We start from the raw sequence: 11,912 nt of genomic DNA on the forward strand, positions 1-11,912 counted from the left end.
AATTCGATACGTAGAATTAAAAGTGATAGAAAAATGCCTGCTAAATCAGCAGGCATTTATTGGTGTTATTTCGCTTTTGATGCGGCGTGGTGTTCAATCATGAAGGCAATAGCTTCATCGTTTAAACAAGATTTACTCACATATTGGCGCTGTTTACCGATATGCAGGATAAAACCAAGATCGGTCTGCTCAAGTTGGTCGATGTCACTCCACGCGATGGTGTTGGTCGCTTTGTGGTTTTTGTAACTTACTCCGTTAGCGTCACCTTGAAAGACAATTTTGCTGCCTGCGCCTGAGCTGATTTTTTGTCGCCATAACCACCAGGTTCTTTTGCAGTACACACTGAATGCTTCAATCACACTCAAAACAATAAAGAACCAGCCAACATAGCCGTTAGGTAATAGTTCAAACTCCAGCAGAACCACACCAAAAATAAGAAACAGTATTCCTTTTAAGTAGGCTTTTGGAAATTGAGTCGGAAGGCTAGTTTGATCATAACACTCCGCGAAAAACGTCTGGTCGAGTTTGTATTCTGTAGTGAAACCGGGTTCTTTAGACATGTGAGGCTACTTTATGGTTCTCTGTGAATGGGCTGTCAGTGGGCAGGTGTCCCACGCTGCAATTTTGCAACTTGATTATTGTATCGCTTCTCACTGTTTTTATTTAGATATTTTGGCTCTGTTTTGTAAATCGATGATACTTAACGGGTCTATTCTAACTTTAGCTATCAGACTAGTGTAGGGGCATCTTTAAAGTCACCTAAAAAATTGGTGATGGGATGGATAGACCTGTGGAGTCACCCGGTTGTTGGGACTACTGGCATTTTTGGATAAAACTTCGATCTCATTTTGTTGGTTGATGGAGTCTATAGTGATTAGTGTGCTTTATCACTGCTGTTGAGGGTGCTCTAACAGAATAAATATATGAAGCTTGCAAAGTTCATCACCGTTCACTCTGAGAGGCCATACCCAAAGCGATACCTTGGGCATGGCCTTATTCTATTTCAGTTTTAGGATCAGTACTCGATGAATAATGACACCTGCTTAACGTTAATGAAGAAACTTCTTTCATAGGGAGAAGAGGTAAGAGCAATATCTAGTTTGTTCAACCCAGACACTCTCTTCTCATTTAATGCTTCTAATAGTTTAGAGTTGGTAAACCTAAGCGTTTGACCTGCTTCTACGTTGTTGAATGTAGTGAGTGGATTACTCCATGCTGTACATATTGTAAAAGACTCACAGAACGTGTCGTAATCCAGTGTGTTTGGAGACCAAGTTTGATTAACGATATGCGCAGTCACATTGTTGAATGGAAATTGAAGGGTTGAATCTCCGAAGTCAACAATAAGCGTAGCCTGTTTGATTTTCCCTCGAACCTCACTTAAGTCAAAACTCGCTAGTGTTTCGTAGTCGTATGGGATTGAAGCCCCCGCTCTCAAGTAACCACCGACACGATGTTGCGTGACTTGTGTTGCCGGGGTTGCTTGCCAGTTTTCTCTTTCCAAACCGAATAGGTTAGAGGGGAGGGTCACATTCACTGGCGGACTGAAATCAGAGGCTTGGTATGGTGGAGTTTGACCGAGAACTCCTTGTCGATAGGAGTCAACGCCACTGTAGATTAGCAGTGCGTTCAGTTCATAAGGACCATCGGCTTGCTTAAACGTGTCACCAGGAACGGTAAACTTGATGGTGTTTTCGCCAGCCTCAAGCGGTTCTTGGAAACTCACTAGCTCTAAATACTCTCCGGCTGCACCAACGATATTTACCGAACCTGTGTAAGTTCCACTGCGCGTAACATGGATAGGAAACTCAAAACTCAGCGAATCAATGTAGGTTCCATCTTGCGACATAGTCGGTGTGGTGACTAAACTCCCCGTGACTTCAATCGGTTCGCGGCAACGCTCAAAAGATGCTAAATCAATAAATTCTTCAAACTGAATTCGAGGGGCTGAAATTCGTATGTCATCTTGAGTGATTGCGTAGATGATCGTCGGGTTGGAGGTCAAAGTAGACGCTGAATCAAACGCGCCAAAAATATCTTCAGTTGAGTACTGTAGAGTGACGATTTGCTTCGCAGGTTTGAGTTGCAGACGTTTGCTTGTGTTCAGCTCGTCAATTCCATCGGTGAGGTAACCATGAATGGCAAAATCCCCCGCGGATTTAACATCAAGTTCCAAGCGCTGCTCTAAGGCAATAACACAGCCTTCAGAGGAAAACAGTGGAGCGAGTGAGAGGCTGACAAATTCAATGTCAGAGGGTAGTACGTGGATTTTTTTACTTGTCTGGCGAGTGATAGTTGTTCCATATTCTTCAAAAGACGTTATGCCTTCAATTAGATAATCCCCTTCAGCGGGTGGAACGAAAATATTGCTGTAGACACCATCTTTAGCAATAGCATCGAAATTGACACCCTCATCTTTAAGCGTCAGGCGTGTTTTTATTCCAGCTTCATCAATGATCACTGCGCTGGTTTGGGCACCTGTGATTGGATTCCCTTTGTTTGTCAGTAATGCAGAAACGGGAACTGGTTCACCGACCACAAATTGGTTTGCAGCTATCGCCATGCCAAACGCAATAGGGGATTGGATCGCAACCTGAGCAATAATTACTGTGTTGTAACTTGGGTTTGGAAAATCAACGACAATCTTCCATTCGCCAGGTTCAGGGTTAGTTACTTCAGGCAAAAATAAATAGCTGCCCGGTAGCGGCGGACTTTGTGTGTCACCTGAAAGTATGTTCGCTTGCACATCATTGGATGATGTTGCGACTTGCCCGTTAGGCTTGACTAAATATACGGTTGCATCATCCAACGGCACGATGATTTCTGCTTTTAGGGCTTCCGCTTTGTCGATGGTAAATAGCATTGTGACTTCGTTATCGTTACTAGTCACTGGTTGAGATAGTGTCGTGCTTGTACTCATCCCAACGGGTATTGCATTACTGGCGATAGCCGGTGTGATGAAGGTACAGAAAAGACTGAACACCATCACTAATTGCTTGATGAATTTCATTGTGGCCACTCCTTAGCGCATTGAAATAATTTGTTGTAGAAAACGTTCAACGTTTTGTCCCGTTTTCATTGTTGAGTGGTTAGCCAATACGTTACCCAATGCATTGGTATAACTTGGGTTAGCGCTTGCCAAGGTCACAACAACATCATTTTCTTGCGGTACTGTTTGAATGGCTTGGTAACTGACTATGGTGATTGGATGAGCTTGTGGTCCATGCACACTTGGCATTGTGACCGGTTGAGTTTGAGTATCGAGGTAGGCCGCAGAACTAAAGCTTCTTAGCGCCTGCCAAGCGGTAACGCCTGCCCAACGCGATCCCCATGGGAATAGGCCAACGATATCAGGATCTTTCTCAATAACACCGTCTTGGTTGAGATCGGCATTTGCCCCAATAGAAAATGTATTTGCAATATTGCCGCGAGTACGCATTTGGATCGCGTTTGATGCTGTATCCGTTGTTAGATCACGGATACCAGGCATTTTAGGACCCGCAAACGGAATATTTGGGAGTTGCATGTACTTGCCAGCGTAATTATTTGGATCGGTACTGACGTTACTGTAGATATCGGCGTAGTGGTCCATTTTTATCACCGACAAATCTGCTGCGACGCTACCAAGGTGAGGTGTGGAGAAAGTAGAAAGGGAGGTTATCTCAAAGGAAGGGCTAAGTGCTTTGAGGTTTTGGGTATCTAGCCCGCCTTTACTGTGTGCAATGACGTGAACTTTGTCGGATTTCAACTCATCGAGAAAACCCTGAATTTTGTTGTTCAAGATATTAGCGTTAGTCGCTGTGGTTCCATTTTTGTCAGCAGAGAAACGAGTATAACGAATGCCATAGTCATCAAGTGTAGAAAGCACGCCTGGAGCCGTATCATCATCCCAAGTGTCTGATTGTGCAGCAATGCCATGAGCAAGAATCACAGGAATGGCAACATCAAACTCGATTGAGACCCAATCGACAGACATACACCAGTTGTCTCCCGTATTGCCAGTATCAATATCGACGCGAATCTCATTGTTTTGGCCGAACTTGACATCACTGATATCGACTTGAAGGTTAGTATCCGTCCAACGGTTATCAGCGCCTTGCAGCGTACCTAAAGACTTTCCGTTAAAAGATACGATATCTATTTCTGGAGCAATATTACTGACGTTGGCATTGGAGTCTATGTCGAAGACCGGCATGCTGATCCTTGCGTTAGAACCGATAACGCCTTTTTGCTGCATATCGCCCAGTTTACTCGGAGCAATTCTCCCGTCACTTTGTAAAACGTTGGGGCTGACGACCATAGGAACAGGTAAAGAGATAAGTAGAGGTCCGCCAGAAGCATAGGTACAACCGGTATCCAGACCAGGACCCGAATTCACAACATAAACGCCGAGTTCTTCTTGCGGTGGGGCTATCCCAGAGCTTTGTGAGCGCATCGAAAAATTACGCAATTCGTATGAATCAGGTATATCTTCGGCACTCGCGAAACTCGGAGAAAGTAACAAAACACTGAGCGTGGCGCTCGGAATGTATAGTTTCATTTGTTTACCTTTGAGTATAGGTTATCCAAGAATTTGGTTGAAGAAAGCTCTATCTGTAGTTGTAAGGTAAAGGCTTGGAGTTTGATGTGAAATTTATTGGGTATAATTTCGGCTTGTTACTCAATTGATAAAACTGCTGCTCTATTTTTTTTCAAAATAGGAAGAGTGCGATCGCAGTTTCTGGATTGCGGAAGTTATGTCCTTATTTTCAAAAGGAGGGGGATAGTGCTCTAATATTGTTAGAACAATCTAAGTTAGTTTATGAAAGAGTAGCTAAGAATAGGAAAATCAAAGTTGGATGTAGGTTTGTTACAGAACTACATAGAGCGCGCTGTTCTGAATGGCTGACTACTAACCTAACTGGCTGTGCAAAGTTAGGTTAGTAGAAATTATGTGGCTGTTAATTCAGATTTGAGAGATAAGGGCTAGTGTTTTTTAGTAAAAATAGTAAAGGTCGCAATAAACTGAGGTTTGTTATTACATCGTTCGCTACATAGTGAAAACAGGCGACATACCGCTGTCTTGTCCACTCATTAGCAACAAGCCAATTAAGACAAGTAAAACACCACCGAATAGCTGTAAATAATGACCTGCGGCTTTTAGTGAAGCACTGTTATTCTTGTTACCTGCTGCCAAATAGCGTTTTACCAAGTTCTTGCCTGTTAGTGTCATTATAGCAATCGTCGAGGTTGTGAAAGCAGTACCAATCGCCATGGAAAAAGCACTGACAACCCCCATCCAATATAGGCCAACCATGTTTGCGAAAAGCAGTACCATGATGGCTCCGGTGCACGGTCTTACGCCAATCGTCACTATAATTCCAGCATATTCTCGGAGCGTTGAGGCTTTGTTGATTGCGTCTGCATCGGCTACATGCTGGTGGCCGCACCCACAGTCGGCATGAGAATGATCTGCATGAGTGTTAGCTGCGGCTTGCATTGTGCTAGTAGCGTCGATTATCGGAGAAGGGGCTGATATTGATGAACGAAGTGCCATTGGCGAACGCGCTGAAATTGTCGCAGCTGTGTCTGTTGCGAGTGTAGTGATGGCTTTCACTTTCAGCTTAGGCTTACGCATAGCGGTGTAGATGTTTTTCAAAGCCTTCCAACATATAAGTGCGCCGACGACCGCGACTAAGGCAAAGCTTAATGAAACAAACATATTCGCTTTGTCATTCACTACTCGCATGGAAGCACTAAAGCCCCACAGCAACACGCTTACTAGTAAGATTGCGACCAATGCTTGTAAAAAAGCGGAGACGACCGTAAGCACTAAACTCGCCTTGGCTTTGGTTGGGTGAGTCGCTAAGTAAGTCGACACGATAACTTTGCCGTGCCCAGGCCCCAAAGAATGAAGCATGCCATAGATAAAGCTGAACCCGATAAGGTAACTGCCTGCGCCCCAAGGGTTGGATTTAGCTTCATAGAGCAGGTCTGCAAGTTCTGAATTGACTTCTCTTTGCCATTGAATGCTAGAGATAACTAACGATGGCCACATGGACCACAGTTGATACGCACCAATAGCAATAAGCACGAACGCACCAGCACCAATGAGGTAGTGATTGATTTTGGATTGATTTTTCTTCATTTAACAAGAACCTATATCTGAAATCTTTCTGTTAATTAGTTGCCATGCTTAATCAGCTAGACGCTGACTTAAAGGCTGAAACGAACCACTGCGACTAAGAAGCGGGAACCGCCGCACAATGAAGCTCAACCGATTGTGTAAACAGTTGGCCTAGCGTGTTATCTGGATCTGCATCGACAGGTAAAGACATTGCATAACTCATTTGCTCTGGCGTCGGGTTAGGCTCGATTAATTCTAAATGGCATTGTCTCGCTAGTTCAGGTGACAATGTCACGTCGCTGTTGGATAGCCACGACATGTCGACAAAGTAACTAGGGTCAAAAATCAATACGCGAAGCGAGTTTCGTGTCACAGGCTTAGGTTTAGAAAGTGGTAGGTCAAATGTTAGAACCATCTTGGCTTTATCACGCTCAAACTTTGCGTTCTCAACCACCTGATATTTGATGGGCTCTTTACCATCATAAAAGTACGTGAAGTAGTGCTCGTACATCATGTTTTCGATTACAGACGCAGCGAGCTTTTTGAATGTTTCAGTTTCTGTATCGGCAGAGACGTCTTCTCCATCCAACATGTACATCGAGGTCATTGCATCAAAAGACCACTCCATAGAGAGACCGGTGATCATGCCATTCTCTCCCTCAATATGAGTTTTCATCTCTATCCAAGAGTGAGGGTGGGCATATAGATTTGGCGCAAAACACAATAATGCTAGGCCAACAGTCAAGCCCTTGAGAGAGCGAAAGCATGTCGAGAAACGGCTTACATAGCGTGTGGAGAGGCGATTGATGACATCGATTAGAATAAATGGCTGTTTCATGAGAAATGATGGTAATTTAGTGTGATGTTATATTATAACAACCCGATGCGTTGTTCACTTCAAATTATAAGCTTGTTTACATTGAAGCCGACTGCAATTCTTGATTTTCAATCCAACCTATTTTTCCTATAAACATCTTTGATTGGCCCCTAATTCGACATTATTCAGACTAGTGTGTGACGTTGAATAGTCGATTAAGCTCTCGGTTGTGCGAGGCCTTTTTGTAATGGGTTTGAGCTTGGCTCTTGATAACAGGCATTAACAACGCAAAAAATACCCCCAGTAAAATACTACCCCTAGTATATATGGTTATTTGAAAGGTAACTGAGATAGGCTGAAGATGACGGTAAGTTTGGGTGCTTGTGATCTTAGTTATCGATCCAGTAAATCTTATTTTTCACATGATAGTTATTGGCATATGCCAATAATGGGGCGTATGCTGAACTCCTGATCATCAATAACAGGAAGTTACTATGTTATACGCAGTACCTTGTCGCGACCTTCATGTTGGCAACCACTTTGCTCGTTCCCCACAGATCGCGATTGTCGATGAACAACGACAGATAAAACAGATTGTTCCTTTGATTGACTCCGACACCTCTTGCAATAAAAAGAAGCAATGGATTTCGGTTCTCCGTTCTTACGATGTGAAATCTGTGGTGGTTCGTTATATTGGTAAGAAGATGCTGGCGCACTTGTTCAATAACGATATTCGAGTCTTGGCATCGACAGGTAAGGCAGAAATCGGGGCTTTGGATTTCGACAATCTACGGGAAGTGACCGATCTCGATTATGGTCGCGAGCCGAGAAATAGTGGGTGTGGCAATAAAACGTGCGGCGAAAACGGGCACAAAAAACAAGCTTCGATTCTAATGGTACAGCCTAATCAGCTAGGTGCTATTCGAGGGTTCCGACAATGACCTTTTTGTTGACGCTATTGGGGTTTGTCGGAGTCGTTACATTGATGGCGATAGGCGTGATTTTTTCGCGCAAGCCAATCAAAGGCAGCTGTGGAGGATTGGCGCAGTTAGATATTGAGCGTGAATGCAATTGCAAGGATGTGTGTGAAGGGCAAAGCAAAAAGCTGTATCAGATTACTGAGCCATCAAGCTAAGTATCGAAGTAAGCATCAGAGTTCTCGCTCACTGAGTTAAATAACCTCTGGCTAACACGTTAATTAACTACTTTGAATCACCAACGCGTGACCATTGACGATGCACTTGGCGACTTTAGCTCGTGCACGCTTGATAATGTTGCCGAACGTTTGGCGAGACACCTGCATTTGTTCAGCGGCTTCAAGCTGGCTCAGGCCTTCTTGATCAGCCAAGCGCAAGGCTTCGAGCTCTTCCAATAGCAATTCTTCTTTATGAAGCTCGTCCATAGGAACACCATTGGGCTTAAAACAAGAGTAAGCCGTACGGGTACACAACTGGCGATGTTTTTTTGGTCGAGCCATATCAATCTCTAGCAATCTATGGGTAAAGGTAAGTATGAAGGTTTTCTTTCCACACAATCATCGGCGTTGCCAAGTGTGCAGCCAAGGTTTTTTCAACGACAGCGCCATTTGCTTTGAAGCTATTGGCGAGCATGACACTTTAACTAAGCATGAGGCAGTAGCTAAATATAAAACCAGAGCCAAGATTGTACCAACAGATAAAACTGAGGGCTACGATGGCATCATGCAAGGTGGCATTGTCACTACACTGCATGACAGCGCGATGTTGCATTGTCTATTTCAGAATGATATCAAGGCGATGACGGTGAGTTTAACCTCTCGTTTTCATCATCCGATTTTGATTGGTCAAGAACTGGAAGTTCGTGCCCAGTGGGTGAAAAGTAGACGTAATATCTACTTCCTAGAAAGCCAAATTACTCAGTGCGGAAAGTTATGTTCGTCGGCACAAAGTCAGTTTATGTCAGTTTCTAGCTATCAAACTTAAGCTTGGTATAGCGGTGTTGTTTTATCAGTTATAAAAGTCCAACTACGGTTTCATAATCACTGAAAATAACGTGTACGAAGAAGAGATTAACCGCGCCCTGTTGAAGATTCGTGAGTCACGAAAGTGGCGTAAAATCTTGGTCGATTATTTCGCAGATCAGTAATCGAAATTAGAGGCTTATTCAAAAGCTTTTGGACTTTCGCCGTTACAGTTGATCTGAATCTGAGGCCTTGATCTTTTTGAAGTATTTAAATGCACTCCAAACCGCGTAAGCCGCAACCCCTACAATCAATGCCGAGCGAAGGAGAATAGGCGCATCATGCTCAAGTTGACCAACATGAGGAACAATACTGGCAAACAATCGACTGGTAAAAAGCAGCCCCATTACTAACATAATTACTTTATTCATGTGACCTGCCATTCAATTGAGTACGTTGCACAGAACGAGTTTTGGGGCGATTACACGGTTAACACGCCAGACAACGATTCTGCTCGAAATAAAATCATGCGCTTCTCAAACGTAACCGTCAACGCGATATCGGCGTTTAGCCAGTAAGTTAAAATTCCGTTTTTGGAAGGAGGCTGTTCTGGTGCTGGAGTTTCGAGTTCGAGACTGTGGGAGGGCTATGACATCTTCCCGTGAAATTGATTTTCCGGATTTAATATTCTGATTTATGATCGCATGCATTCTAGGGGGGACAAATGTCCTCCTTTTTATTTGGAGAGGCGCAATAAAATAGGTGCCACTAAAACAAATAATAAAGGACACATCTATGGACCTATTCGCTCTACTTGATATCAACAATACTTTAGTCAATATCCCAATAGGGGATGGCTACGCAATGAGCTGGATTGAAGCATTCGGCACCGTGTTTGGTTTGTTGTGTATTTGGTTTGCAAGCCAAGAAAAAACCATTAACTACCTGTTCGGATTGCTGAATGTCACCTTATTCGCGGTTATCTTTTTCCAAATTCAGTTATACGGACTGTTACTTCTACAACTCTTTTTCTTTTGCGCCAACATTTACGGTTGGTACGCATGGACACGTCCTAATGAGCAAGGTGAAACGCTAGAAGTTCGTTGGTTGAGCCAAAATAAACTAGTAGCAACGGCCGTAGCGTGTGCGATTTCTATTGCTTTGTTAACTATGTACATCGACCCATTCTTTTTTGCGCTAGCAAACATCGCGGTAGATAGCCTGAATCTATTTGGTGCGGATTTAGCGGAGCCAGTGCTTGAACCGGATGCGTTCCCATTCTGGGATGCCACGATGACCATTCTATCTATTGTTGCTCAAGTTCTTATGACACGTAAGTATGTTGAAAACTGGATACTGTGGATTGTGATTAACATTATCAGCGTTGGTATTTATGCGACGCAGGGTGTGTACGCAATGTCTGTTCAATACGCAATCTTAATGTTTATTGCGGCAAACGGTACTCGTGAGTGGGCACGCACAGCTAAACGAAACAGTGATAAATCGTTAACTCAAGCAACGGCTTCTTAGGAGTGAAGATGGCAAAGCAACCTCATATCTGCGTTGATGAAACGCAAATTGCTCCGTTAGTTATTGTTTGTGGTGAGCCAGATAGAGCGAATCGAATCGCTAACTTGCTTGAACATACTGAACTGGTCTCTGAAAACCGTGAATATCGAATCTTCACTGGTCAATATCAAGGTAAAGCGATATCGGTTTGCAGCACGGGCATTGGTGCACCTTCAATGATCATTGCGGTAGAAGAGCTTAAGTTTTGTGGTGTGACTCATATCATCAGAGTAGGGTCTGCAGGTGCGATGCAGTCACATATCGGGCTTGGTGAGCTAATTATTGCAGAGGGCGCGGTTCGCGATGAGGGTGGTTCTACCGCTTACGTTAAGCCGTCGTATCCCGCCTATGCAAGCTTCTCTCTGCTTAAAGAGCTAGACAAGTTCTTGCAGCAGCAAACAACACCTTACTATTTGGGCACGGTACGCTCACACGACAGTTTTTATACCGATGACGAGAAGGCGCTTTGTCAGTACTGGAATGGCAAAGGCATTTTAGGTGCAGACATGGAAACATCCGCGCTGTTTACCGTGGGACGCTTGAGAGGGCTTAATGTCGCTTCTATCTTGAACAATGTTGTCTTGTACGAACAAGATGTAAAGGAGGGCGTTGGGCAATATGTCGATGAGGCAGAGGTAATGATGCAAGGAGAGCGGCTAGCGTCATTAGCGGCACTGGAAGCATTAATTACTCAATAAGAGCCTGAATAAATGCAAGACGAAAGCGATGGGAGACCGTCGCTTTTTTATTGGGTTCTCTCCTGTGGTTTAAGTGGTTACAATCGTTTGAATATAAACAGCAGTAATGCAATGAGAGAGTAAGTATGAAGATTGCACCATACTCAAGCGGACGCTTTAAAAACTACTTAGAACAAAAAAGCTCTGAATTTAGAGATCTCATCTACTAACACCAAGTTAACTCTCGTTACTTCAATCAAAATGATGAAATCCTACGTCAAGGTGAGCAGCTTCAGTATCTTTATGTAGTGCCCGCTGGAAGAGTCTCTATGAGTATTTCGGCGGCTAATGGGCGACGCTTTCAATTGGGCGAAGTGAATTGTGATTATCATATCTTCGGTGAGATGGAGTTTTTCACGCAGACCCCTTGTCAGTGGAACGTAGTGGCTGATGAACACATGCAAGTTGATGTTATTTGTATCCAGAAACTATCAGAAGCGCTACATGAAAATCCGGAGATGATGTTCTTTTTCGCCTCTGCATTAGCGGAAGATTATCAAGACTCTATGGGCATTTACACTAATCGTCTTTTACACTCAATTACCTACAACATTGCCTACGACTTATTGGTTCAAAGCGAGACTAACACTGTGTTAGGCGGTTTCGATAAAGTGAATCAAGAAGCGGAACGTTTTGGCACATCGAGCAGAGTGTATCGTAAGCGTGCCATGAACACCGCATTCTAATCCTTCAGCACGAAGAATAAGATCAACTCTCCAACCCAAAGGAGAGTTGAAATGGCAA

12 protein-coding genes and 2 pseudogenes are annotated in these 11,912 nt (G+C 43.7%); 7 read left to right on the forward strand and 7 right to left on the reverse strand.

The features are described 5' to 3' along the window. Window positions 1–65: 65 nt before the first annotated feature. From AB6D58_RS05380 to AB6D58_RS05400, 5 genes are all read right to left on the reverse strand, one after another. Window positions 66–560 carry a YcxB family protein gene (locus AB6D58_RS05380; protein ID WP_372156643.1) on the reverse strand — a complete coding sequence of 165 codons (495 nt, stop codon included), beginning with the start codon at window positions 558–560 and terminating at the stop codon, window positions 66–68. A 455-nt stretch (window positions 561–1,015) separates the two neighbouring features. Continuing rightward, complete coding sequence (locus tag AB6D58_RS05385; protein ID WP_372156646.1) at window positions 1,016–3,010, reverse strand: choice-of-anchor X domain-containing protein; 1,995 nt, start codon at window positions 3,008–3,010, stop codon at window positions 1,016–1,018. Window positions 3,011–3,022: 12 nt separating this feature from the next. Further along, complete coding sequence (locus AB6D58_RS05390) at window positions 3,023–4,540, reverse strand: esterase/lipase family protein (protein ID WP_372052219.1); 1,518 nt, start codon at window positions 4,538–4,540, stop codon at window positions 3,023–3,025. A gap of 489 nt (window positions 4,541–5,029) precedes the next feature. Then, window positions 5,030–6,127 (reverse strand): nickel/cobalt transporter, encoded by a 1,098-nt coding sequence (locus AB6D58_RS05395; RefSeq protein ID WP_017059100.1) that lies wholly within the window; start codon window positions 6,125–6,127, stop codon window positions 5,030–5,032. A 94-nt stretch (window positions 6,128–6,221) separates the two neighbouring features. Beyond that, window positions 6,222–6,944, reverse strand: coding sequence for a DUF1007 family protein (locus AB6D58_RS05400; protein WP_136982811.1), 723 nt, complete (start codon window positions 6,942–6,944; stop codon window positions 6,222–6,224). 473 nt (window positions 6,945–7,417) lie between these two features. Between AB6D58_RS05400 and AB6D58_RS05405 the strand changes: the two genes are divergently transcribed. Together AB6D58_RS05405 and nqrM are read left to right on the forward strand one after the other, a co-directional pair. After that, a complete protein-coding gene (locus AB6D58_RS05405; protein ID WP_017059102.1) occupies window positions 7,418–7,864 on the forward strand; it encodes a NifB/NifX family molybdenum-iron cluster-binding protein in 447 nt (148 codons plus the stop codon). Next, a complete protein-coding gene (nqrM, locus tag AB6D58_RS05410; protein WP_017059103.1) occupies window positions 7,861–8,058 on the forward strand; it encodes a (Na+)-NQR maturation NqrM in 198 nt (65 codons plus the stop codon). Before AB6D58_RS05405 ends, nqrM begins: the two co-directional genes overlap by 4 nt. Window positions 8,059–8,121: 63 nt before the next feature. Here nqrM and AB6D58_RS05415 read toward each other — a convergent pair whose 3' ends face one another. Then, window positions 8,122–8,400, reverse strand: coding sequence for a DUF134 domain-containing protein (locus AB6D58_RS05415; RefSeq protein WP_029235478.1), 279 nt, complete (start codon window positions 8,398–8,400; stop codon window positions 8,122–8,124). 34 nt (window positions 8,401–8,434) lie between these two features. Between AB6D58_RS05415 and AB6D58_RS05420 the strand changes: the two genes are divergently transcribed. Together AB6D58_RS05420 and AB6D58_RS05425 are read left to right on the forward strand one after the other, a co-directional pair. After that, on the forward strand, window positions 8,435–8,884 hold the full coding sequence (locus AB6D58_RS05420; protein ID WP_102320058.1) for a PaaI family thioesterase: 450 nt from the start codon (window positions 8,435–8,437) through the stop codon (window positions 8,882–8,884). A 34-nt stretch (window positions 8,885–8,918) separates the two neighbouring features. Further along, window positions 8,919–9,047: pseudogene (locus AB6D58_RS05425) on the forward strand (ABC transporter substrate-binding protein); the annotation flags it as partial. Window positions 9,048–9,089: 42 nt separating this feature from the next. Here AB6D58_RS05425 and AB6D58_RS05430 read toward each other — a convergent pair. Further along, window positions 9,090–9,293, reverse strand: coding sequence for a hypothetical protein (locus AB6D58_RS05430; protein ID WP_017059106.1), 204 nt, complete (start codon window positions 9,291–9,293; stop codon window positions 9,090–9,092). Window positions 9,294–9,657: 364 nt separating this feature from the next. Here AB6D58_RS05430 and pnuC point away from each other — a divergent pair, with 364 nt between their 5' ends. The 3 genes and pseudogenes from pnuC to AB6D58_RS05445 all read left to right on the forward strand — a co-directional run. Further along, the gene (gene pnuC / locus AB6D58_RS05435; protein ID WP_017069647.1) at window positions 9,658–10,392 is read left to right on the forward strand and encodes a nicotinamide riboside transporter PnuC; all 735 of its coding nucleotides are present in this window, start codon (window positions 9,658–9,660) and stop codon (window positions 10,390–10,392) included. Between the two features lie 8 nt (window positions 10,393–10,400). After that, entirely contained in the window at window positions 10,401–11,129 is a 729-nt protein-coding gene (locus tag AB6D58_RS05440) for a nucleoside phosphorylase (RefSeq protein WP_372156649.1), read from the forward strand. Between the two features lie 125 nt (window positions 11,130–11,254). Beyond that, window positions 11,255–11,830 (forward strand): annotated as a pseudogene (locus AB6D58_RS05445) (Crp/Fnr family transcriptional regulator); the annotation flags it as partial. Window positions 11,831–11,912: the final 82 nt, after the last annotated feature.

Source organism: Vibrio sp. 10N.239.312.D08, from assembly GCF_041466145.1.
GTDB classification, from domain to species: domain Bacteria; phylum Pseudomonadota; class Gammaproteobacteria; order Enterobacterales; family Vibrionaceae; genus Vibrio; species Vibrio crassostreae_C.

Bases quoted from the DNA above. Each gene is read 5' to 3' on its own strand.
- AB6D58_RS05380 (WP_372156643.1), bottom strand. From the start codon at position 560: ATGTCTAAAGAACCCGGTTTCACTACAGAATACAAACTCGACCAGACG.
- AB6D58_RS05385 (WP_372156646.1), bottom strand. From the start codon at position 3,010: ATGAAATTCATCAAGCAATTAGTGATGGTGTTCAGTCTTTTCTGTACC.
- AB6D58_RS05390 (WP_372052219.1), bottom strand. From the start codon at position 4,540: ATGAAACTATACATTCCGAGCGCCACGCTCAGTGTTTTGTTACTTTCT.
- AB6D58_RS05395 (WP_017059100.1), bottom strand. From the start codon at position 6,127: ATGAAGAAAAATCAATCCAAAATCAATCACTACCTCATTGGTGCTGGT.
- AB6D58_RS05400 (WP_136982811.1), bottom strand. From the start codon at position 6,944: ATGAAACAGCCATTTATTCTAATCGATGTCATCAATCGCCTCTCCACA.
- AB6D58_RS05405 (WP_017059102.1), top strand. From the start codon at position 7,418: ATGTTATACGCAGTACCTTGTCGCGACCTTCATGTTGGCAACCACTTT.
- nqrM (WP_017059103.1), top strand. From the start codon at position 7,861: ATGACCTTTTTGTTGACGCTATTGGGGTTTGTCGGAGTCGTTACATTG.
- AB6D58_RS05415 (WP_029235478.1), bottom strand. From the start codon at position 8,400: ATGGCTCGACCAAAAAAACATCGCCAGTTGTGTACCCGTACGGCTTAC.
- AB6D58_RS05420 (WP_102320058.1), top strand. From the start codon at position 8,435: ATGAAGGTTTTCTTTCCACACAATCATCGGCGTTGCCAAGTGTGCAGC.
- AB6D58_RS05430 (WP_017059106.1), bottom strand. From the start codon at position 9,293: ATGAATAAAGTAATTATGTTAGTAATGGGGCTGCTTTTTACCAGTCGA.
- pnuC (WP_017069647.1), top strand. From the start codon at position 9,658: ATGGACCTATTCGCTCTACTTGATATCAACAATACTTTAGTCAATATC.
- AB6D58_RS05440 (WP_372156649.1), top strand. From the start codon at position 10,401: ATGGCAAAGCAACCTCATATCTGCGTTGATGAAACGCAAATTGCTCCG.